This is a genomic window from Streptomyces sp. NPDC048434, from assembly GCF_043200375.1.
In the GTDB taxonomy this organism is placed as follows: Bacteria; Actinomycetota; Actinomycetes; order Streptomycetales; family Streptomycetaceae; genus Streptomyces.
In genome coordinates, this window is sequence record NZ_JBICXQ010000028.1 from 17,152 (window position 1) to 40,157 (window position 23,006).

At 71.7% G+C, this 23,006-nt stretch carries 14 protein-coding genes; 6 read left to right on the forward strand and 8 right to left on the reverse strand.

Features of this window, described 5'->3' with window-relative positions:
* Positions 1–2: 2 nt before the first annotated feature.
* The 5 genes from ACGFWI_RS29160 to ACGFWI_RS29180 form a co-directional block, all read right to left on the reverse strand.
* A complete protein-coding gene (locus ACGFWI_RS29160; protein WP_393909026.1) occupies positions 3–1,799 on the reverse strand; it encodes a branched-chain amino acid ABC transporter permease in 1,797 nt (598 codons plus the stop codon).
* A 5-nt stretch (positions 1,800–1,804) separates the two neighbouring features.
* Positions 1,805–2,734: a branched-chain amino acid ABC transporter permease gene (locus ACGFWI_RS29165; protein WP_393909027.1), complete on the reverse strand. Its 930-nt coding sequence runs from the start codon at positions 2,732–2,734 to the stop codon at positions 1,805–1,807.
* A 119-nt stretch (positions 2,735–2,853) separates the two neighbouring features.
* Positions 2,854–4,074 (reverse strand): branched-chain amino acid ABC transporter substrate-binding protein, encoded by a 1,221-nt coding sequence (locus tag ACGFWI_RS29170; RefSeq protein WP_393909124.1) that lies wholly within the window; start codon positions 4,072–4,074, stop codon positions 2,854–2,856.
* A gap of 484 nt (positions 4,075–4,558) precedes the next feature.
* On the reverse strand, positions 4,559–5,032 hold the full coding sequence (locus tag ACGFWI_RS29175; protein WP_393909028.1) for a PaaI family thioesterase: 474 nt from the start codon (positions 5,030–5,032) through the stop codon (positions 4,559–4,561).
* Positions 5,033–5,149: 117 nt separating this feature from the next.
* Positions 5,150–7,435 (reverse strand): FdhF/YdeP family oxidoreductase, encoded by a 2,286-nt coding sequence (locus tag ACGFWI_RS29180; protein ID WP_393909029.1) that lies wholly within the window; start codon positions 7,433–7,435, stop codon positions 5,150–5,152.
* A gap of 273 nt (positions 7,436–7,708) precedes the next feature.
* Between ACGFWI_RS29180 and polA the strand changes: the two genes are divergently transcribed.
* Positions 7,709–10,447: a DNA polymerase I gene (polA, locus tag ACGFWI_RS29185; RefSeq protein WP_393909030.1), complete on the forward strand. Its 2,739-nt coding sequence runs from the start codon at positions 7,709–7,711 to the stop codon at positions 10,445–10,447.
* 78 nt (positions 10,448–10,525) lie between these two features.
* On the opposite strand, the gene ACGFWI_RS29190 is transcribed toward polA, so the two are convergent.
* Positions 10,526–11,446 carry a DUF4184 family protein gene (locus ACGFWI_RS29190; RefSeq protein ID WP_393909031.1) on the reverse strand — a complete coding sequence of 307 codons (921 nt, stop codon included), beginning with the start codon at positions 11,444–11,446 and terminating at the stop codon, positions 10,526–10,528.
* A gap of 151 nt (positions 11,447–11,597) precedes the next feature.
* On the opposite strand from ACGFWI_RS29190, the gene ACGFWI_RS29195 reads away from it, so the two are divergent.
* The 3 genes from ACGFWI_RS29195 to ACGFWI_RS29205 all read left to right on the forward strand — a co-directional run bounded on the left by ACGFWI_RS29195 (position 11,598) and on the right by ACGFWI_RS29205 (position 14,888).
* A complete protein-coding gene (locus ACGFWI_RS29195; RefSeq protein ID WP_393909032.1) occupies positions 11,598–13,394 on the forward strand; it encodes a lytic transglycosylase in 1,797 nt (598 codons plus the stop codon).
* Between the two features lie 216 nt (positions 13,395–13,610).
* On the forward strand, positions 13,611–13,745 hold the full coding sequence (locus ACGFWI_RS29200) for an SPW_0924 family protein (protein ID WP_362608132.1): 135 nt from the start codon (positions 13,611–13,613) through the stop codon (positions 13,743–13,745).
* A gap of 126 nt (positions 13,746–13,871) precedes the next feature.
* On the forward strand, positions 13,872–14,888 hold the full coding sequence (locus ACGFWI_RS29205) for a DUF3068 domain-containing protein (protein ID WP_393909033.1): 1,017 nt from the start codon (positions 13,872–13,874) through the stop codon (positions 14,886–14,888).
* Positions 14,889–14,939: 51 nt separating this feature from the next.
* On the opposite strand, the gene ACGFWI_RS29210 is transcribed toward ACGFWI_RS29205, so the two are convergent.
* Together ACGFWI_RS29210 and ACGFWI_RS29215 are read right to left on the reverse strand one after the other, a co-directional pair.
* A complete protein-coding gene (locus tag ACGFWI_RS29210) occupies positions 14,940–17,711 on the reverse strand; it encodes an ATP-dependent RNA helicase (RefSeq protein WP_393909034.1) in 2,772 nt (923 codons plus the stop codon).
* A 418-nt stretch (positions 17,712–18,129) separates the two neighbouring features.
* Positions 18,130–18,951 (reverse strand): class I SAM-dependent methyltransferase, encoded by an 822-nt coding sequence (locus tag ACGFWI_RS29215; protein ID WP_393909035.1) that lies wholly within the window; start codon positions 18,949–18,951, stop codon positions 18,130–18,132.
* Between the two features lie 380 nt (positions 18,952–19,331).
* On the opposite strand from ACGFWI_RS29215, the gene rpsA reads away from it, so the two are divergent.
* Both rpsA and ACGFWI_RS29225 read left to right on the forward strand, forming a co-directional pair.
* Positions 19,332–20,852: a 30S ribosomal protein S1 gene (rpsA, locus tag ACGFWI_RS29220; RefSeq protein WP_393909036.1), complete on the forward strand. Its 1,521-nt coding sequence runs from the start codon at positions 19,332–19,334 to the stop codon at positions 20,850–20,852.
* Positions 20,853–21,998: 1,146 nt separating this feature from the next.
* Positions 21,999–22,952 (forward strand): PAC2 family protein, encoded by a 954-nt coding sequence (locus ACGFWI_RS29225; protein WP_393909037.1) that lies wholly within the window; start codon positions 21,999–22,001, stop codon positions 22,950–22,952.
* The last annotated feature ends 54 nt before the right edge of the window (positions 22,953–23,006 follow it).

The following is a 23,006-nucleotide window of genomic DNA, read 5'->3' on the forward strand; positions in this document are numbered from 1 at the left end:
CGTCACGCCTTTGCCTGGGTGGCGCCGAGGGTGGCGTCTGCGTCGGGGAGGCGCTGGTCGGGTACGTCGAGTTGGCCGGTTTCGTGGAATTCGAGCTGCTTCCTGCGGTCGGGGATGAGGCCCTCGGGGCGGAAGCGCATGAGGAGGACGAGGGCGATGCCGAAGAGGAGGAGTTGGTAGTCCTGGAGGAAGTCGAGTTTGGCGGGGATGAGGAAGAGGAGGGCGGCGCCGACGAGCGGGCCGCTGAGGGTTCCCATGCCGCCGAGGATGACGGCGGCGAGGAGGAAGGCGGAGTTGGGGGGCTGGGGGCCGGCGAACTGGAACTGTTCGGGGGTGGCCGTGGTGACGACGTGGGCGTGGACGGTGCCGGCGAGTCCGGCGAGGGACGCGCCGAGGGCGAAGGCCAGGAGGCGGAGGCGGAAGCTGTTGATGCCCATGGCGACGGCGGCGGTTTCGTCCTCGCGGATGGCGATCCAGGCGCGGCCGATGCGGGAGGCGGCGGCGCGCCGGAAGACGAGGACGACGAAGGCCGTCACGAGGATCATCAGCAGGTAGTAGTTGCCGTAGGTGGCAACGGGGATGCCGAGAATGTCGTGGGGTTCGCCGAAGTTGAAGCCGAAGATTTCGAGGTTGGGGATGTTGGGGATGCCCATGGCGCCGTTGGTGACGTCGGGGCCGGTGGTGCCGTTGAGGTTCAGCATGGCGATGCGGAAGATCTCGCCGAAGCCGAGGGTGACGATGGCGAGATAGTCACCGCGCAGGCGGAGGGTGGGGGCACCGATGAGGACGCCGAAGACGAGGGAGGCGGCGGCGCCGGTGAGGAGGGCCGCCCAGAAGGGGAAGTGGAATCCGAGGGCGGATTCGGGGGAGCCGGAGACGAGGGCGGCCGCGTAGGCGCCCACGCCGAGGAAGGCGACGTATCCGAGGTCGAGGAGCCCGGCGAGGCCGACGACGACGTTGAGGCCCAGGGCGACGGTGGCGAAGATCAGGATGTTGGCCCCGATGATCGTGTACTGGTCGGTGTCCTGGGTGAAGGGGAAGCAGGCGGCGGCGATGAAGGCCGCGCCGAGGGCCACGCCGCGGTGGGTGTGGGTGAGTGCGGTGAGGCGCGCGATGAGCCCGGCCCGGTTGAGGGCGGGGATGGCGAGCACCATGAAGATCAGGTAGCCGACGAAGGGGGCGCCGTCGTCGGTGTCGATGCCGTAGGTGAAGGCGAGGAGTCCGGCGGCGAAGGCGGCGGCGATGATCAGGATCTCGGCCCAGGAGGGCAGCTCGCGGGTGCGGCGCCGGAGGGGGCTGGCGGCGAGGGTGGCGGTGAAGCGCTGCCAGGGGTTGGCGGGTGGCCGGTCGGCGGCCTGGTCGGGGGGCAGTGCCAGGGCGCCGGCGAGGGTGATCAGGGAAGCGATGCCGGCGAGGGCGCCGCCCGGTTCGAGGTTGATCAGCCCGCGGAGTTGGACCGCGATGGCGATGAGGGTGAACCAGGTGGCGGCGAAGGTGGCCAGGGCGGCGAGCAGGGTGGGGGCGTTGCGTCCTGCGGGGGTGAGCCATTGCAGGCCGCGGACGCCGAGTGCCGCGGTGGCCAGGAGGAGGGTGAGGATGCCGCCGACGAGGGTGACGATCTGCAGGCCGGCGGGGGATGCGTAGTAGGTGAGGTCGCCGGGGAAGTCGCTGCTCCAGGTCCAGGAGAGACCGGTGGTGGCGGCGGTGGCGAGGGCGCCTGCGGCGGTGACGAGGCGTGCGGTGCGTTCGGGGAGGGGTATCAGGCCGCGGGCGGGGGCTGTGGTGGTGTGGGTGGTCATCGCTATCACGCCCGATCCGCGACGCGTTCGCCCAGGAGGCCTTGTGGTCTCAAGAGGAGTACGAGGATGAGGAGGACGAAGGCCCAGACGTCCTTCCAGGCTCCGCCGCCGAATTGCTCCATGCCGGGTATTTCCTCGATGTAGGCGGTGGCGAGGGCTTCGGCGATGCCGAGGACGACGCCGCCGAGCATGGCGCCGTAGATGTTGCCGATGCCGCCGAGGACGGCCGCGGTGAAGGCCTTCAGGCCCATGATGAAGCCCATGCGGAACTGGACCTCGCCGGTGCGCAGGCCGTAGGCGACGGCGGCGACGCCGGCGAAGGCGGCACCGATGGCGAAGGCGAGGACGATGATGCGGTCGGTGTTGATGCCCATCAGCCTGGCGGTGTCGGGGTCCTGCGCGGTGGCCTGCATGGCGCGGCCGCTGCGGGTTTTGGCGACGAAGAAGCCGAGGGCGATCATGCAGGCGGGGGCGGCGACGAGGACGAAGAGGTCGCCGCGCTGGACGGTGGCGCCCAGGATGTCGAAGGCGTGGCCCTTGAACTGGGGGAAGACGCGGGCCTGTTTGCCGTCGGGGTACCACTTCCAGATGGCTTGCTGGAGGGCGATGGACAGCCCGATGGCGGTGATGAGGGGGGCGAGGCGGGGGGCGCCGCGCAGCGGGCGGTAGGCGAATCGTTCGGCCGCGATGCCGACGAGGACGGATACGGCGATGCCGCCGAGGAGCATGACCGGCAGGGCGAGGGCGAGTGAGGTGCCGGCGGGGAGAGCGAGGAAGACGCTGAGCGCTCCGAAGCCGCCGACCATGAATATCTCGCCGTGGGCGAAGTTGATGAGCTGGACAATTCCGTAGACCATCGTGTAGCCGATCGCGATGAGTCCGTACATCGCGCCGAGGATGAGTCCATTGGCCAGCTGTTGCGGCAGTTCGCTCACCGCAGGGCCTCCGTTGCGTGGGAGTGAGCAGATTCCGGGATGCCCCGGTGTGCCACGGGCCGCGCCAGGGTCGTTCGTGCGTCCTGGCGCGGCCCGGTGGTGTGGTGCGGTGCGGTCGGTCAGCTCTTGTCGAACTTCTTGAATTCGGCGCTGAAGCGGGAGGCCCAGGCGCCCTTGTCGACCTGGTAAGCGGTGATCATGGTGTTCGTGGTGTCGCCGTACTTGTCGAAGGCGATGGGGCCGGTGACACCGTCGAAGGTGACCTTGTTCATGGCGTCGACGACCTGCTTGCGGGCGTCGTCGGGGAGCTTGCCGTTGTTGTCGTCGACGACCTTCTTGACGGCCTGGATGACGGCCCGGGTGGCGTCGTAGGTGGAGCCGCCGTAGGCCTCGTAGGCCTCCTTGAAGCCGGCTGCCTTGTAGTCGGCGATGAACTTCTTGGCGGAGGGGAGTTCCTCGACGGGCTTGCCGACGGAGGAGGCGTAGTCGCCCTTGGCCTTCTTGTTGAGCTTGATGTAGTCGCCGCTGTACATGCCGTCGCCGCCCATGAGGGGGACGGTGACGCCGCCGTCCTTGAGCTGCTGGCTGAGGGGGCCCGAGGCGGGGTATTCGCCGCCGTAGAAGACCAGGTCGGGCTTGGCGGACTTGACCTTGGAGACGACCGCCTTGAAGTCACGGTCGTCGGGGCTGACGTGTTCGGTGCCGGCGATCTTGCCGCCGAGCTTGCTGAACTGGTCCTTGAAGGAGGAGGCGAGGCCGACGCCGTAGGTCTTCTGGTCGTCGATGACGTAGGCCTTCTTGACCTTCATCTTCTCCCACGCGTACTGACCGTCGAAGGCGCCTTGCACTTCGTCGGTGGTGGCGGTGCGGAAGTAGGTGGGGAAGGGGCGTACGCGCTTGTTCTGCTTCCAGTCCTTGCCCTGGGTCAGGTCGGGAGTGGTGTTCGCCGGGGAGATCAGCGTGAGGTTGTTCTGTTTGGAGACCTGCTGCATGGACTGGGCGACGCCGGAGTTGAGGGGGCCGACGATGCCGAGGACGTCCTTGTCGCCGGCGAGTTTGGTGGCGTTCTGCTGGCCGACGTTGGGCAGGGCCTTGTCGTCGAGCGCTTCGAGTTTGAAGGTGACGCCCTTGACCTCGCCGGCTTTGTTGGCGGTGTCGATGGCGAGCTGGGCGGAGTTGCGGATGCCCAGGCCCAGCGCGGAGAGCTCGCCGGTGGTGGGGGCGTCGAGGCCGATGACGACCGTGGACTTTCCCTCGCCGTTCTTGTTGTCGTCGCCGCGCGAACCGCACGCGGAGAGCGTGAGGGCGCCGGTGGCGACTGCGGTGGTGAGGATGAGCAAGGAACGGTGACGCACGATCAGTCCTTTCCCTGGCGCGGCCACGACTGTCGCATGGCCGTTTCGCTCGCCGGGCAGTACGGGCCGTACAGGGCCCGTGATGGCAGCGCGCCCGGCGGCGCGGTGACTGGCGGTGACTCTAGAGCGGTGTTCGTCGCACCGGCAGAGGCGCTGACCAGGATGTGACGCTCTTGTTATGACCTTCGATGAGTGTTATGCCGTTATGGTCCTTACACCGGAGGGCGAACACGGTGCGGAGGGTGAACTCGCACTTCCACGGGGGGATGGGGCGTGCGGTGACGGAACGGCGTCCGGATAGCGGATGCGCTGGGTGCGGCGGAGCCGGGGCCCGTGCGGGGGAGGGGAGTTGGGGTCGGCGCCGCATGGCGCCCGTGTTACGCAGCGTTACGGGAATGCGTACGGCCCCGCTCCCGGAAGCCGGGTACGGGGCCGTGGTGGCGGGCGGCGGTCGGCCGGCCGGGGCGGGTCAGCCGCGGTAGACGTCGGCGTCCGTGTCGCGCAGCAGGCAGGTCAGGCGGGCGGTGCAGACCCGCTTGCCGTGTTCGTCGGTGATGACGATTTCGTAGGTGGCGGTGGAGCGGCCGCGGTGTACGGGGGTGGCGACGCCGGTGACCAGACCGGAGCGGGCGCCGCGGTGGTGGGTGCAGTTGAGGTCGACGCCCACCGCGACCTTGGTGGGGCCGCCGTGCAGCATGGAGCCGACGGAGCCGAGGGTTTCGGCGAGGACGGCGGAGGCGCCGCCGTGCAGGAGCCCGTAGGGCTGGGTGTTGCCCTCGACGGGCATGGTGCCGACGACGCGCTCGGGGGCGGCTTCGGTGACCTGCACGCTCATCCGCTCGCCGAGGTGTCCGGCGGAGAACAGAGCCGGCAGGTCGAGGCCGAGGCCGGTCCACTGGTCGAGGATCTCCTGCGGAAACTTGGTCGTGCTGTGCTCACCCATGCCTACGGCTCCGTTCGCTCGCCCGTGATCGTCGTCGATCCGTGCCTGTTCCTATCAGGCCCCTGAGCAAGCGCTCAGCGCGGGGTTGTTGTTCCCGCCCGCCCGGCCCGGTGGCGGTCAGTCCTCGCGGGGGCTCTCCAGGCGGATCACGATCGACTTGGCGGCGGGGGTGTTGCTGGTGTCGGCGGTGTGGTCGAGCGGGATGAGGACATTGGTCTCGGGGTAGTAGGCGGCCGCGCAGCCGCGGGCCGTCGGGTAGTGCACCACGCGGAAGCCGGGCGCGCGCCGCTCGCTGCCGTCCGTCCACTCGCTGACCAGGTCGGTGTACGCCCCGTCGGCCAGGCCCCGTTCGCGGGCGTCGTCGGGGTGGACGAGGACGACCCGGCGGCCGTTCTTGATGCCGCGGTAGCGGTCGTCGAGACCGTAGATGGTGGTGTTGTACTGGTCGTGGGAGCGCAGCGTCTGCAGCAGCAGCCGTCCTTCGGGGACGGCGGGGTACTCCACGGGCGCGGCGGTGAAGTTGGCCTTCCCCGTGGCGGTGGGGAAGCTGCGGCTGTCCCGGGGGGCGTGCGGGAGGGCGAAGCCTCCGGGGTGGGCGACTTTGGTGTTGAAGTCCTCGAAGCCCGGGATGACGTGGGCGATGCGGTCGCGGATCGTCGCGTAGTCCTTCTCGAAGTCCTCCCAGGGCGTGCGGCTGGACTCGCCCAGGACACGGCGGGCCAGGCGGGCGACGATGGCCGTCTCGGACAGCAGCCGGGGGCCGGCGGGCGCCAGCCGGCCGCGGGAGGCGTGCACCATGCCCATGGAGTCCTCGACGGTCACGAACTGTTCGCCGCCGTCCTGCAGATCGCGTTCCGTACGCCCCAGGGTCGGCAGGATCAGCGCGCGGGCGCCGGTGATCGCGTGCGAGCGGTTGAGCTTGGTGGAGACATGGACGGTCAGCCGGGCGCGGCGCATGGCGGCCTCGGTGACGTCGGTGTCGGGGGTGGCGGAGACGAAGTTGCCGCCCATCGCGAAGAACACCTTGGCCTGCCCGTCGCGCAGTGCGCGGATGGCGCGGACGACGTCGAGTCCGTGTTCCCGGGGCGGGGCGAAGCCGAACTCCTTCTCCAGGGCGTCGAGGAAGGCGGGCGCGGGGCGCTCGAAGATGCCCATGGTGCGGTCGCCCTGGACGTTGCTGTGGCCGCGTACGGGGCAGACGCCGGCTCCGGGGCGGCCGATGTTGCCGCGCAGCAGGAGGAAGTTGACGACTTCCTGGATGGTGGGGACGGAGTGCTTGTGCTGGGTCAGGCCCATCGCCCAGCACACGATGGTGCGGCGCGAGTCGAGGACCATGGCCAGCGCGCGGTCGATCTCCTCGCGGGTCAGGCCGGTGGCGCGCAGCGTCTCGTCCCAGTCGTCATCGGCGCGGGCCGCCTGCGCGAACTCCTCGAAGCCGTGGGTGTGGGTGCGGATGAAGTCCTCGTCGAGGGCGCCGTCGGTGTCGAGGACGAGGCGGTTGAGGGCACGGAAGAGCGCCTGGTCGCCGCCGAGACGGACCTGGAGGAAGAGATCGGTGAGCGCGGTGCCGCCGCCGGCCAGACCGCGCGGGGTCTGCGGGTTCTTGAAGCGTTCCAGGCCGGCTTCGGGCAGCGGATTGATCGAGATGATCTTCGTTCCGCCGGTCTTGGCCTTCTCCAGGGCGCTGAGCATCCGCGGGTGGTTGGTGCCCGGGTTCTGCCCGGCGACGATGATCAGGTCGGCCTTGTAGAGGTCCTCCAGCAGGACGCTGCCCTTGCCGATGCCGATGGTCTCCGTCAGCGCGGAGCCCGACGACTCATGGCACATGTTGGAGCAGTCGGGGAGGTTGTTGGTGCCGAATTCGCGGGCGAAGAGCTGGTAGAGGAAGGCGGCCTCGTTGCTGGTGCGGCCGGAGGTGTAGAAGACGGCCTCGTCGGGGGAGTCGAGGGCGGTCAGCTCCTCGCCGATGAGGTCGAAGACCCGCTCCCAGGGGACGGGGACGTAGTGGTCGGCGCCCTCGGCCAGGTACATGGGGTGGGTGAGGCGGCCCTGCTGGCCGAGCCAGTAGCCGCTGCGGGTCGCGAGGTCGGCGACGGAGTGGGCGGCGAAGAAGTCCGGGGTGACCCGGCGCAGGGTGGCCTCTTCGGCGACGGCCTTGGCGCCGTTCTCGCAGAATTCGGCGGCGTGCGGCTTGTCGGGCTCGGGCCAGGCGCAGCCGGGGCAGTCGAAGCCGTCGCGCTGGTTGACGCGCAGGAGGGTGAGGGCGGTACGGCGTATGCCCATCTGCTGCTGGGAGACGCGCAGGGCGTGGGCGATGGCCGGCAGCCCGACGGCGGAGTGCTGGGGTTCGCTGACCTCGGGTGCGTCCTGGACGGGGTCCGACGCGGGCGGCTTGCCTGCCATGGCGCTCTCCCTTGAGCCGTGAGCTGCTGCTCGCTCCGCCGGTCGCGGCGGATCGTTGTTGTACACATCAGATCCTGTCACGGACGCATGGGGGCGGTGTAGGGGCGGGCGCGGGGTGCGTCCGAGGAGGGGCGCCGGGGTGTCCGGCGCGGTCAGGGCCGGTGTGCGTCGGGGGAGGGGGCGGTGTACGGCGACGGGCCGGGGCCCGGCCGGGGCGAGGAGGGGGGACCGTCGCGGCGGGGATTGTCAGTGGGGCGTGGCAGGATCGGGGGCGTGGCAGCAAAGGCAGCGAAGAAGAGCGAAGCGACCGGCACCGAGGCGGCGGCGGGCGGCCGTCCCCGACTGCTCCTGATGGACGGGCATTCCATGGCATACCGGGCGTTCTTCGCCCTGCCCGTGGAGAATTTCACGACCGTCACGGGACAACCGACCAATGCGATCTACGGCTTCGCGTCGATGCTCGCGAACACCCTGCGCGACGAGGCGCCCACGCATTTCGCGGTGGCCTTCGACGTCTCGCGCAAGACCTGGCGGTCCGAGGAGTTCGCCGACTACAAGGCGAACCGCTCCAAGACGCCCGACGAGTTCAAGGGCCAGGTCGAGCTGATCGGCGAGCTGCTCGACGCGATGCGCGTCAAGCGGTTCGCGGTCGAGGGCTTCGAGGCCGACGACGTCATCGCCACGCTCACCGAGCAGGCCACCGCCCAGGGCTTCGAGGTCTCGATCGTCACGGGCGACCGCGACTCCTTCCAGCTGGTCTCCGACGACGTCACGGTCCTCTACCCCACCAAGGGCGTCTCGGAGCTGACCCGCTTCACCCCGGAGAAGGTCTTCGAGAAGTACGGCCTGACCCCCGCCCAGTACCCGGACTTCGCCGCGCTGCGCGGCGACCCGTCGGACAACCTCCCCGGCATCCCGGGCGTCGGCGAGAAGACCGCCACGAAGTGGATCAACCAGTTCGGTTCGTTCGCGGAGCTGGTGGAGCGCGCCGAGGAGGTCAAGGGCAAGGCGGGCGTCAACCTCCGTGAGCACCTGGAGGCCGTGAAGCTCAACCGCCGGCTCACGGAGATGGTGCGCGATGTCGAGCTGTCGTGCGGCCCGGCGGAGCTGACCCGGGAGGCGTACGACCGTGAGGCGCTCACGGTGTGCCTCAATGCCCTGGAGATCCGCAACCAGGGCCTGCGGGACCGGCTGCATGCCGTCGACCCCGGAGCGGCCGAGGCCGCCGACGAGGCTGCGCCGGCGCCGGGCGTCGAGGTGGACGGCACGGTCCTCGGTGCCGGCGAACTCGCTCCGTGGCTGGCCGAACACGGCACGGGCCCGCTGGGTGTGGCCACGGTCGACGTGTGGACGCTGGGCAGCGGCAGCGTCGCCGAGGTGGCACTGGCCGCCGGCGGCGGCCCGGCCGCGTGGTTCGACCCGTCCCAGCTCGACGAGGCCGACGAGCAGGCCTTCGCCGCCTGGAGCGCGGCCGCCGACCGCCCCAAGATCATGCACAACGCCAAGGGCCTGATGCGGGTCTTCGGCGAGCACGGCTGGCGCATCGACGGCGTCACCATGGACACCGCCCTGGCCGCCTATCTGGTCAAGCCCGGCCGCCGCTCCTTCGCGCTGGACGCGCTCTCCGTCGAATACCTGGGGCGGGATCTCGCCCCGGCCGCGGCCGGCGACGGCCAGCTGGCGTTCGGCGCGGACGAACAGGCCGAGGCGGACGCCCTGATGGGGCAGGCCCGTACGGTCCTCGACCTGGGGACGGCGTTCGAGGCGAAGCTGGCGGAGGTCGGCGCGGCCGAGCTGCTGCGCGATGTGGAGCTGCCGACCAGCGAGCTGCTGGCCCGGATGGAGCGGGCCGGTATCGCCGCGGACAGGGGCTGGCTGGAGCGGATGGAGCAGCAGTTCGCGGGCGCGGTGCAGCAGGCCGTCAAGGAGGCGCATGCCGCCGCGGGCCATGAGTTCAACCTCGGCTCGCCCAAGCAGCTGCAGGAGGTCCTCTTCGGTGAACTGGGCCTGCCCAAGACCAAGAAGACCAAGACGGGCTACACCACCGACGCCGATGCCCTCGCCTGGCTGGCGGCGCAGACCGACAACGAGCTCCCGGTGATCATGCTCAGGCACCGTGAGCAGGCCAAGCTGCGGACGACCGTCGAGGGCCTGATCAAGACCATCGGCGCCGACGGCCGGATCCACACCACCTTCAACCAGACCGTGGCGGCCACCGGCCGGCTGTCCTCCACCGACCCCAATCTGCAGAACATCCCGGTGCGTACGGACGAGGGCCGGGCGATCCGCCGCGGTTTCGTCGTCGGCGAGGGCTTCGAGTCGCTGCTGACCGCCGACTACAGCCAGATCGAGCTGCGGGTGATGGCGCACCTCTCCGAGGACGAGGGCCTGATCGAGGCGTTCACCTCCGGCGAGGACCTGCACACCACCGTCGCCTCCCATGTCTTCTCGGTCGACAAGACCAAGGTCGACCCGGAGATGCGCCGGAAGATCAAGGCGATGTCCTACGGCCTGGCGTACGGCCTGTCGGCGTTCGGCCTCTCCCAGCAGCTGGGCATCCAGCCCGACGAGGCCCGCAAGCTGATGGACAACTTCTTCGAGCGGTTCGGCGGGGTGCGCGACTACCTCCAGCGCGTGGTGGAGGAGGCCCGCGCCACCGGCTACACGGAGACGATGCTCGGCCGCCGCCGCTACCTCCCCGACCTCAACAGCGACAACCGCCAGCGCCGCGAAATGGCCGAGCGGATGGCGCTGAACGCCCCGATCCAGGGCACCGCCGCCGACATCGTCAAGATCGCGATGCTGCGGGCCGACGCGGCGCTGCGGGCCGCCGAGCTCCAGTCCCGGATGCTGCTCCAGGTCCATGACGAAATCGTCGTCGAGGTAGCCCCCGGCGAACGCAAGAAGGTCGAGGAGCTGGTCCGCCGGGAGATGGCCGCCGCGGTCCAGCTGAGCGCCCCGCTGGACGTCTCGGTCGGCTCCGGCAAGGACTGGGAGTCGGCCGCGCACTGAGGACGGCAGCGGGCCGGGACGGGTCCGGAGCGGGCGCCCGCAGCGCGCTCCGGCCCCGCCCGGTCCGCCCCGATCCCGTCAGTCGGCGGTGGGCGCCACGGCCTCCGGGACCGTCGCCGCACCGGGCGCGGTCGTGACCAGGGGGCGGGGGACAGGGCGGGCCCTGCGCCCCCGCCGGACCAGCAGACGTACGGCCACCGCATACAGCAGCAGCCCGGCGATGAGGCCCGCGCCCGCGCCGAAGAGCACGGTCGGGAGGTAGTCGAACCAGCTCACCCCCGGGCCGTAGGCCGCGCGCGCCCGCAGGGTGCGCTGCACCGCACCGGCCGTCACACACAGCGCGAGCGGAGCGGTCAGCAGCAGTCGCAGCCGTACCGTCAGCGCCGGTACCGCGCCGGGTACGGACGGCCCGGCCGCCGGGGCGCCGCCGCTGGCCGCGCCCCGTAGGGCCGACCACAGGAACCCTCCCATCGCCGCCAGTGCGAGCGCCGAGGTGCCGTACTGCAGATAGGTGCAGACCGGCAGACCGCCCGCCATACCGTCCAGGCCCGGGACCAGCCGGGTGCCCCAGCGGCCCGGGTGGGTGAAGGCATCCCAGACGACATGGCTCGCCGCCCCGAGCACCGCGGAGAGAAGGAACCGGCCCACCAGAGCGGCGAGTTGACGCGCGCCCCGGGGCCTCCAGGGCCGGCCGCGCAGGAACGTATGGAGCGGGCCCCGCCACACCGAGGGCAGCAGCGCCAGTATCGGTTCGCGCAGCAGCAGCCAGCCGCCGACGAGCGCCGCGGCGACCAGGACGTCCACGGTCAGCACGCCCGGCAGCGAGTGGGTGACCTCGCCGAATTCCATGGCGCCCGGCACCAGCGTGTCCGCGTAGTACGTCATGTCCGGTGCGAACGACCCCGCCACGAGCGCCGAGGCGACCAACGGACCGCGTGCCGCTCCGGTCCGCCGGATGGCCGGGAGCACGGCAGCGGCATGACTGAGCGTGAATGGCATGGCGCCTCTCCTCGATCGATTCAGATCATTATGTGTCCGATGTTGGTGGTAGATGCCGGGCCCGAGTTGTCGTAGTGTCGCCTGAGTTGGAGCGCTGGGGAGCGCGACACCGCGTCAGGAGCGCGGTGGGGCAACGCGGAGGGGACCACGTATGGCAGCCACATTCCGAAGGCGGCTCCAGAGGGGGGCGGCCTCGACGGCGGTGGCGGCCCTGGTGCTCGCCGCCCTGACCGCCTCTCAGGCACCGGCCGCCACCGAGGCCGCGGCCGCCAGGAAGCAGGATCCGGCCCCGCCGGCGGACACCCCCATCGACGGCGGTTCGGCGTACTACACCGATCGGCCGCCCCCCAACAGGCCGGTGACACACCACCGTTCGCACGGCACCGGCCAGGGCGCCGCCCTCGCCACCGGACCCGCCGAGGCCGGCCTGCCCGCCACCGTCCTGGCCGCGTACAAGAAGGCCGCATCGGCGGTCGACGCGTCCGATCCGGGCTGCCGGCTGCCCTGGCAGCTGCTGGCCGGGATCGGCAAGGTCGAGTCCGGGCAGGCGCGGGGCGGCGCCGTCGACACCGAGGGCACCACCCTGCAGCCGATCCTGGGCCCGCAGCTCAACGGCCACGGCTTCGCCCTGATCACGGACACCGACGGCGGCCGCTACGACAGCGACGTCACCCACGACCGTGCCGTGGGCCCGATGCAGTTCATCCCCTCGACCTGGTCCAACGGCGGCCCCGGCGGCACCGGTTGGGGCGCCGACGGCAACGGCGACGGCAAGAAGGACCCCCACAACGTCTTCGACGCTGCCCTCGCCGCCGGCCGCTATCTCTGCGCCGGCGGCCGCGATCTGTCGGCCCAGGACGACCTGGACCGGGCGATCCTCGGCTACAACCACTCCGAGGAATACCTGCGGACGGTGCTGTCCTGGTACACGTTCTACCGCAACGGCACCCACGAGGTGCCGGACGGCCGGGGCGTACTTCCGGTGCACCGGGACGGCGCCGGCAAGGCCGGCGGCCACAGCGGCGGCGGTACGCGCCACAATCACGGCTCCCACGCGCCGGGCCGGAACCCGGGCCCCGGCGGATCCGGCACCGGCAGGCCCGGCAAGCCGAACCACCCCGGCAGGCCCGGGGGTTCGGACGGCACAGGACACACCCCGGGCGGTACGGGCACGCCCACCCCGAAGCCCACTCCGAAGCCCCCCGAGCCGCCCACCGAGCCCGCCCGGCTCACCGCCCTCGAACGGGTCGGCGCCAAGGACCTGAGCGCCACCGCGGGCACCGAGTTCGCCGCGTCGCCGCAGGTGCGCGCCAAGGACGCCGCGGGCAAGGCCGTCGCCGGCGCCCCCGTCCGCTTCACCCTGCCCGAGTCCACCGGCGCCCGCTTCCCCGGTGACGCCACCACCGTCACCGTCCCCACGGACAAGGAAGGCCTCGCCACCGCCCCCAGGTTGCGTGCGGGCGACACGGCCGGCGCCTTCACCATCCGGGCCACCGCCGTGGGCCGCACCGCCCCCGCCGTCGCCTTCGGCGCCACCGTCAAGGCCAAGCCGGCCCCGAAGGCCGACAAGATCGTCCGCACCTCGGACAAGGACCTGACGGCGACCGCCGGCCAGGCCTTCGCCGAGGACGCGGTCGAGGTCAAGGCGACCTACCAGGGCAAGATCGCGGCGGGCGCTGCGGTCACCGCGACCATGGTCACCGACGACCCGAAGCACCCTGTGGAGAACGACAAGGGCCCCTACTTCAAGGACCCCGAGGCCACCGGCGACGACAAGGACACCCCGCACCGCACCCTCACCGGGCTCACCACGGACGCCGACGGCCTGCTGAAGCTCCCGAAGATCTACACCGACAGGCACGCGGGCACCTTCCTGCTGCGGCTGACCACCGCCGACGGCGCCGTACTCACCGTCAAGCTCAAGGTCGCCGCCCCGACCGGTTCCTGACCGACTCCCGGTCGGTCGCCGCGGCCGGTCCCGCACCGCGCCACCCGGCCCGGCGCCACGCCCGGTTGACCAGTCGGCCCGGCCCCCGCGCCGGCCCGTCACCGCCGTCCTGCCCGCCGTCCAGGGCAGGACGGCGGTGCAACGTGTTCTCATCTCGGCCGCCCGTTGCTACGGTGCCCCCGCCCTGACGCCGTATCAGCTCTCGGGAGGCCGACCATGCGCGCCCTGACAGCAGCCGCGGTCGGACTGGCCGCGGCGCTCGCCCTCGTCCTCACCCTCACGGCGACCGGCGCACCCAGCGGCACGACCTCGCCCAAGCCGCTGCTGACCACCGTCCCCAAGCACCCCTGACGGAGGGACGCCACCGCCATGCGCCGCACTGTGCCCACCCGGGGGACCGCCCCCGAGCCCCCGGCAGACCCCAGCACCGCCGGCCCCAGCACCGCCGGCCCCGGCCGGCGCCGAGAAGCGCGAGGGATGCGCCGCACGGCGAGCCTGGTGCTGCTCGCCTTCGCCGTCTTCTTCACCGCCCTGTCCCCGCTGATCCGGTGGTACGCCTTTCCACGGCTCGCCAAGATCCCGCCCAGCCAGTACCAGAACATGGTCCTGGAGGCCAAGCCCGCCACCCTCCTCAACTACGGGACGATGAAGGCCGAGCGCGTCCCCAAGATCACCATCGTGCAGACCCTCAAGGGCGATGTCGCCGCCTCCGACCGCATCGAGCAGTCCGCGGGCCGCGACATCGTCGTCTGGGACGCGCTGTCCTACGTCGCCGGCCCCGACGGCAAGATGGTCTCCGAAATCCCCGAGCGCTACCTCTTCGACGCACACTCCCAGGAACCCGTGCATGCCACCGGCGAGATGGTCGACGGCGAGCCGGTGCGCCGCGAGGGCATCGAGTACAAGTGGCCGTTCCTCACCGAGAAACGCGACTACGCCTACTTCGACGCCCAGACCCGCACCTCGGCCCCCATCCACTACAAGGGGACCCGCACCTTCCGCGGCCTGAAGGTCTACTACTTCGAGCAGACCATCCCCTGGACCAAGGTCGCCCTCCCCAAGAAGATGCCGGTCAAAGGCATCACCCCCGAGTCCGTCGAGAAGATGGGCACCACCCGCTGGTACACCACCAAGCGGATGTTCTGGGTGGAGCCGGTCACCGGCGCACCGGTCAACGGCCAGGAAATCCACAAGGAGGAGCTGCGCGGCGGCGATCTGCTGCCCGGCGGCGGCAAGGTCACCGCGTTCGCCGGCCATGTGAAGATGCGCAGCGACTACCTCGACTCCACCGTGGCCCTGGTGACGTCGCAGCGCACCCTGGTCCTGCTGCTCACCAGCTACCTTCCCTGGGGGTTCCTGGTCCTCGGCGCCGCGTTGCTCGCCCTGAGCCTGCACCTCGAAGCCCGCGGCCGACGCCCCCGCACCGCAGCCGCCCGGCAGCCCGCCGCCGCGCCGCCGTCGTCCGGCGAGGGCGTTGTCAGTGCCGGCCCGTAGCGTGGACCCATGACGTCAGCGAGCCGCCCCCGCCCCCCTCCGTCCCCCGCCTCAGCCCCGCTTGAACCGCGACGACGTGTGCCGGGTCGGCTCGGCCGCCGAAGGGTCCTCCGGCCAGGGATGCTTGGGGTAACGCCCACGCAACTCCGCGCGCACGGACCGGTATCCGTCCCGCCAGAACGAAGCGAGATCGGCCGTGACGGCAGCCGGACGCCCCGCGGGGGACAGCAGGTGCACCAGCACGGGCACCCGCCCGCCGGCCACCCGCGGCGACTCCTGCAGACCGAACAACTCCTGGAGCTTGACGGCCAGCACGGGCTGCTCACCCCCGTAATCCACCCGCACCCGCGAACCACTCGGCACCTCGATACGCTCCGGCGCCAGCTCGTCCAAGCGCGCCGCGTCACCGGTCGCCCACGGCAGCAGCCGGGGCAGCGCCTGCCCCGCATCGACCCGCGCCAGATCGGCCCGGCGCCGCGCCCGCCCGAGCTCCACCCCCAGCCACTCCTCGACGCGCTCCAGCAGCGCCGCATCCGAGACATCCGGCCACGGCGCACCCAACTCCCGGTGCAAAAACGCCATCCGCTGCCGCAACGACGTCGCCGCGGCCGGCCACCGCAGCAGCCCGAACCCCTCCCGCCGCAGCCCCGACACCACCGCGTCCCGCAGCAGCCCGGGGTCGGGCGCGGTCAGCGGCCGGGCCGCCAGCTCGATCGCCCCCAGCCGTGTCACGCTCCTGGCCACCACATCCCCGTCCGACCAGCGCACCTCCTCACCCGAGGAGTACAGCGCCCGCGCAGCGGCACATGCCGTCTCCTCATCGATCACCGCCGCGAGCCGCACCAGCGCGGACACCGCCGCCACCGGCCGGTCCGCCACCGCAACCGCCAGCCACCCCGCATCCCGCAGCCGCGACCCGCCGCCCCCGCCCGAAGAACCCGGGCGGTGCCCCCAGCCGGCCTGCGGCCCCGCGCCCGGCCCCGCGCCCGCCAACTCGGCCCCGGTCCCGGACGCCATCAGATAACTCCCGGCCCCGCGGGCGCGTGCCACCCGCTCCGGGAACGCCAACGCGGCAATGAGGCCCGCCACCGCATCGTCGGTGCCTGCTGCCGCCGCGCCGCCGTCACGGTCGCTGCCGGCGACCGCACCTGCCCGGCCGCCCGCACCCTCGGCGCCGTCCCGGCCTCGTCCGCCGCCGGACGCCCCGCCCCGGCCGGTCCCGTCAGAGGCGCGCACACCCGGCCCGGCGTGGACACCCGCGCCCGCCCCGGACCCTGCCCGGGCGTCCCCGCCCGACCCGCCCCGCGGCTCTCCGGCCGCCGACGCCAGGCGCCGCGCCTCCTGCCGCCACCTCGCTCCGTACGCATCGCCGCCCCGCCGCGCGGTGCGCCACGCGGCCGCCAGATCGTCCCCGTACGCCCGCGGCGGCTCCTCGCTCAGCAGGGCGACCACCTCCGCGGCGCGCCGCACACCGACCTCGGCTGCGCCGTCCAACAGGGCGCGCGCCAGCCGGGGATGCAGCCCGATCCTCGCCATACGCACACCCCGCGCCGTCGCCCGGCCGGTCCCGTCGACCGCACCGATCGCCGTCAGCACCTCCCGCGCCGCGGCCAGCGCCCCGGCCGGCGGCGCGTCGAGCAGGGCGAGACCGCCGGCCGTCGGATCGCCCCAGCAGGCCGACTGCAGGGCGAACGCCGTCAGATCGGCGACCTTGATCTCCGGATCGGGGAACGCCGGCAGCCGCCCGTCCTCGCCCTGCGTCCAGCAGCGGTACACCACACCCGGCGCCTCGCGCCCCGCCCGCCCGGCGCGCTGACGACCCGCCGCCCGCGAGGCACGTACGGTCGCGAGCGCGCTGAGCCCGCGCGCATGATCCGTCCGCGGCACCCGCGCCAGCCCGCTGTCCACCACCACACGCACACCCGGCACGGTCAGACTGGACTCCGCCACCGAGGTCGCCAGCACCACTCTGCGCACGCCGTCCCCGCCCGCCAGCACCGCGTCCTGCACCTCGGCCGGGGCCCGCCCGTGCACCTGCAGCACCTCGGCGTCCACCCCGGCCAGCTCCCCGGCGACCCGCCCGATCTCCCCGACACCGGGAAGGAAGCACAGCACATCGCCCGTCTGCTCGCGCAGCGCCCGCCGCACCACTGCCGCCACATGCGCCAGCAACGCCGGATCGACCCGCATCCCGTGGGCCGGCCGCACCGGCCGCTCCGGCGGCGCCCACACGACGTCCACCGGGTGCGACACACCCGCCGCCTCGACCACCGGCGCCGCGCCCTCCGCGCCGCCCAGCAGCCTCGCCCACCCCTCGGCATCCGTCGTCGCCGAGGCCGCCACCAGCCGCAGCTCGGGCCGCAGCGTCTCCCGTACGTCCAAGAGGAACGCCGCGGAGGTATCGGCGTCGAGATGCCGCTCATGACACTCGTCGAGCACCACCACATCGACGCCCGCCAGCTCCGGATCGCGCTGCAGCCGCTGCAGCAGCACCCCGGTCGTCACCACTTCCACGGCGGTACGGGGCCCGGCCCGGCGCTCCCCGCGCACCGTGAACCCGACCTGGTCCCCCACCTTCTCGCCCAGCAGCCAGGCCATCCGCCGCGCGGCCGCACGGGCCGCGATCCGGCGCGGCTCGGCGACCAGCACCCGCCGCTTCGGCCCCTCGTCGGTCAGGCCCGCCAGCTCCAGCGGCACCAGCGTCGTCTTGCCGGTGCCCGGCGGGGCGCACAGCACCGCGGCACCGGGCCCGTCGAGGGCGGCACGCAGCGCGGGCAGCGCGGTACGCACGGGCAGCAGATCAAGGGCGTCACGGCGGATCACGCCCCAATTCTGCCGCCCCGGCCGAATCCGCCGACCGGCCGGGGCGGGGGCGGTCACCGCCGGTCCGAGTCCTGAACGGTCGCTACCGGGCGGGGCCCTGTGAAGGTCGCTGCCGGACGAGGTCCTGTGAAGGTCGCTGCCTGCCGCCTGCCGCCTGCCGTCACCGCCACGAGCCGCCATCGGCGGGCCGGTCCCCGCGCGGTCGCCGCCCGAACGGGCTACCGGCGCCATCCGGCTGTCCGGGCGGCGCCCGACGGTCCGGTTGCCGGATCACCGGGACCGGCCGGATCGCGCTGACCGGCGGAATCTCGCGCTGACCGGCCGGATCGCAGGGACCCGATGCGTCGGCCTGCCGCCTCCGCCCACTGGCCCCGGGGTCCGGCCCGCCGCCTCCGGCCCGCTGCCTCCGGGCTCCGCCCTACGCCTCCGCCGTGCACACGAAGATCGCCGTCCCGGGGATGAGATGCCCGCGCAGCGGCGACCAGCCGCCCCACTCCTGGGTGTTCCACTCGGGCCATTCGGGCTCGACGAGATCCTCCAGCCGGAATCCGGCGGCCACCACGTCCCGTACCCGGTCGCCCAGCGTCCGGTGGTGCTCGACGTAGACGGCCCGGCCGGACTCGTCCTGCTCGACATACGGCGTGCGGTCGAAGTAGGAAGCCCCCACGGACAGCCCCTCGGGCCCCGGCTCGTCGGGGAAGGCCCAGCGGATCGGGTGGGAGACGGAGAAGACGAACCGGCCGCCCGGCCGCAGCACCCGGCGCACCTCGCGCAGCACCCGCACCGGATCGGCGACGAACGGCAGCGCGCCGTACGCGGAACAGACGAGGTCGAAGCCGCCATCGCGGAACGGCAGTGCCCCGGCGTCTGCCTCGACCAGTTCGGTGGCGACGTCCGCCGCCCCGTCGGCGATCCGCAGTGCGTGCTGCAGCTGCCGGTGGGAGAGGTCGAGCGCCACCGGGAGCGCACCCTGCGCCGCCAGCCAGCGGGAACACTGCGCCGCGCCGGCCCCGATCTCCAGGATCCGGCGCCCCTTCAGTTCGGCTGCCGGGCCGAGCAGTGCGGCGTCCGCCTCGTCCAGCCCCTCGGGGCCCCAGATGAACCGGTCGTCCCCGAGGAAGGCACCGTGCTCGCTCTGGTACTCGTCCGCGTTGCTGTCCCACCAGCCCCGGCTGGCCCGGCTGCTTTCGGTGTCCGAAGCATCACGGCGGGTGGCCTCCGGCTCGTGCTCTTGGTTCATGGCGCCCGTCGTCGTAGTGTTCGCTCTGCTTGTAGCTGCAGGGACTGTGAGGCCGTTCGACCTCGCGGAACATCGCGTGTGCCGGTTATGGGGAGTTCTGCCCCCGGTGTGCGCGTTCGCGCATTGACCGGGTCCGGCTGCCCCCGTATGCTACAAGTTGCGCTGCGGGCTTGCGCGCCTCAGACGGAGCAGGCCGCGCTCGCATCTGTATGTATGTCCCCTCGGTTTTGAGGCGTATTTCGGGTCGCTCCGAATGCTCCGGCATTTGCGGGCTCCCAGTAGATACGTCTTTGACGCTGTCCGGCTTATGCAGAGGCGATACGGGTTCTCGGCGTAGCAGTACCTACGACTTCAATGTCCGCACCGGAGCCTTTACCCACATGACGAGCAGCACCGAGACCACCGCCACCACCCCGCAGGTTGCGGTCAACGACATCGGTAACGAGGAAGCTTTCCTCGCCGCGATCGACGAGACGATCAAGTACTTCAACGACGGCGACATCGTCGACGGCGTCATCGTGAAGGTCGACCGGGACGAGGTCCTGCTCGACATCGGTTACAAGACCGAAGGTGTGATCCCGAGCCGCGAGCTCTCGATCAAGCACGATGTCGACCCCAACGAGGTCGTTGCCGTTGGTGACGAGATCGAGGCCCTGGTCCTCCAGAAGGAGGACAAGGAAGGCCGCCTGATCCTCTCGAAGAAGCGCGCCCAGTACGAGCGCGCCTGGGGCACGATCGAGAAGATCAAGGAAGAAGACGGGATCGTCACCGGTACCGTCATCGAGGTCGTCAAGGGTGGTCTCATCCTCGACATCGGCCTCCGTGGCTTCCTCCCGGCCTCCCTGGTCGAGATGCGCCGTGTCCGCGACCTTCAGCCCTACGTGGGCAAGGAGCTCGAAGCCAAGATCATCGAGCTGGACAAGAACCGCAACAACGTGGTCCTGTCCCGCCGTGCCTGGCTGGAGCAGACCCAGAGCGAGGTCCGCCAGACCTTCCTCACCACCCTCCAGAAGGGTCAGGTGCGCTCCGGCGTCGTTTCCTCCATCGTCAACTTCGGTGCCTTCGTGGACCTGGGCGGCGTCGACGGTCTCGTCCACGTCTCCGAGCTGTCCTGGAAGCACATCGACCACCCGTCCGAGGTTGTCGAGGTCGGCCAGGAGGTCACGGTCGAGGTCCTGGACGTCGACATGGACCGCGAGCGCGTGTCCCTGTCGCTCAAGGCGACCCAGGAAGACCCGTGGCAGCAGTTCGCCCGGACCCACCAGATCGGTCAGGTCGTCCCGGGTAAGGTCACCAAGCTCGTTCCCTTCGGTGCGTTCGTGCGCGTCGACGAGGGCATCGAGGGCCTGGTCCACATCTCCGAGCTGGCCGAGCGCCACGTCGAGATCCCGGAGCAGGTTGTCCAGGTCAACGACGAGATCTTCGTCAAGGTCATCGACATCGACCTCGAGCGCCGCCGCATCAGCCTCTCGCTGAAGCAGGCCAACGAGTCCTTCGGTGCCGACCCGTCGGCGGTCGAGTTCGACCCGACCCTGTACGGCATGGCCGCGTCCTACGACGACCAGGGCAACTACATCTACCCCGAGGGCTTCGACCCCGAGACCAACGACTGGCTCGAGGGCTACGAGACCCAGCGCGAGGCGTGGGAGAACCAGTACGCCGAGGCGCAGACGCGCTTCGAGCAGCACCAGGCCCAGGTCATCAAGTCCCGCGAGGCCGACGAGCAGGCTGCGGCCGAGGGCGCTGCGGCGCCGGCGGCTGCGACGGGCGGCAACACCGGCGGTGGCGCCAGCACCGGTGGCGGCTCGTACTCCTCGGAGTCGGCGGACAACTCCGGCGCCCTGGCGTCGGACGAGGCCCTCGCCGCGCTCCGCGAGAAGCTGGCCGGCGGCCAGAGCTGAGCTCTTGCCGATAGGCACTAGCCGATAGACGAAGGCCCGTTCCCCTCCGGGGAGCGGGTCTTCGTCGTGTTCGGGGGATGGTGCGGCTGTAGGGGTGGTAGGGCCGGGCCCTAGCGGCTGGGGCCGTAGCGGCTGGGGCCGTAGCGGCTGGGGCCGTAGCGGCCGGAGCCGGTGGCGCCGCCGTCCGACCTGAGCGGTGCGGCCACGGAAGGCCGTGCCGCAGCCCCAGCCCGACCCGAGCCACCCCACGTACACCCACCCCTCACCCCTACCGCTGCCGTACTTGCCGGGGTCGTGGGTGGAGGAGTTCTTGAGGACGCTGTGTTTGCCGGACTTGCGGAAGCGGCCCGTCCGCCATGTTCAGGTTGTGCGGAGCGAGCGGCGGGCGGGGTGGGAGGGCAGCCGATGGCGACACCGTTCCAGGCCCGTTCCAGGCGTCCTTCGGGATCACCTTCTGGTCCTCGGTGGGGGTGCTGTCCTTTCGGTTGTCGGTGAGGGGACGCACTTTCGGTCTGATGCGTCCGGTACGAGGTGCCGTTCGGGTACGGGCCGGAGTCGCCGCCCGCGGTGGGCATGGTCTTCGGCGAGCCGGTCCGTGGGGTGCGGGATGAGGGGGCGTTTGGCGGCAGCGGTCGTGAAGTTGCCCTTGTACGTGCCGTCGGCGAGCTGAAGCGTATCGCCCGGCTTGGCGGTGGCGAGTGCGTCTCTGGGCTGGGCGCTGTGGAGAGGTCGACTACTTGGGTCGGGGCGGAGTGCGCAAGGCGCAAGGTGGTGGTTGGGGAGGTGAACTCGCTGTATGTGCAGGTGAGTTCATGTTGCTGAATGGGTGTGAGGCGAGGGGGTGGGGGAGTTCGGCGTGAGGGGCCGGGGCCGGGGCCGGAGCCGGGGCCGGGGGCCGGTCGGGACGGGATGCGTTTGACGGGTTCGGCGGGGCCGGCGGGGCTGGGCTGGGTTCGGTGTGGGGCTGGGAGGGGCCGGATCGCGACCGGGGAGGGGGACCGGGATCGGAGGGGGACCGGTGTCGGTGGGAGCGAAGGCCGGCCCGGCACCGGGGCGTGTGCGATGCAGGCGGGTCATCCGCGTCGTCGGGAATGCCCGCGCCGGGTCGTGCGTTGACGCTGATGAGAACGAGGAGGAGCAGTCACTGTGTTGGATCCCCAGGGTTTGTACGAATGGGAGCCGAGCGGGCTCGCGGAGGTCGAGGCGATCGCCTCCAGGGACTCCGCCGGACTGGTGCTGCTGTACCACTTCGACGGATACATCGACGCCGGTGAGACCGGCGACCAGATCGTTGAACGGCTGCTGAACGGCCTGCCGAACGAGGTCGTCGCCCGCTTCGACCACGACCGCCTCGTCGACTACCGCGCCCGCCGCCCGCTGCTCACCTTCGAGCGCAGCCGCTGGACCGCCTATGAGACGCCGAGCATTGACCTGCGGCTCGTACGGGACACGACCGATGCGCCGTTCCTGCTGCTGACCGGACCCGAACCGGACGTCGAGTGGGAGCGCTTTGCGGGCGCCGTGAAGGAGATCGTGGAGCGCCTCGGCGTACGCCTCTCGGTGAACTTCCACGGCATCCCCATGGGCGTCCCGCACACCCGCCCCGTGGGCATCACCCCGCACGGAAACCGCACCGACCTGATGCCCGGGCACGGCGGCTTCTTCGATGAGGCACAGGTGCCCGGCAGCGCGGAGGCATTGATCGAATTCCGGCTGGCGGAGGCGGGACACGATGTGCTGGGCGTGGCGGCGCACGTACCGCACTACATCGCCCGGTCCGCGTACCCGGACGCCGCGCTGACGGCGCTGGAAGCCGTGACGGCCGCGACCGGGCTGGTGCTGCCCGGCGCCGCGCATTCGCTGCGTACGGAGGCGCTGCGGACGCAGGAGGAGATCGAGCGGCAGATCTCGGAGGGCGATGAGGAGCTGGTCACGCTGGTCAGTGGACTGGAGCACCAGTACGACGCGGTGGCCGGGGCCGAGAGCCGGGGGAACCTGGTGGCCGAGCCGGTGGAACTGCCGTCGGCCGACGAGATCGGCCGGGAGTTCGAGCGCTTCCTGGCGGAGCGCGAGGGCGACGGCGGTGCGGGCGGGGCCTGAACCTGAGGGAGGCCGCGGGGCCTGGGGGAGGCCCGGGGCCTGGGGGAGGTCGAG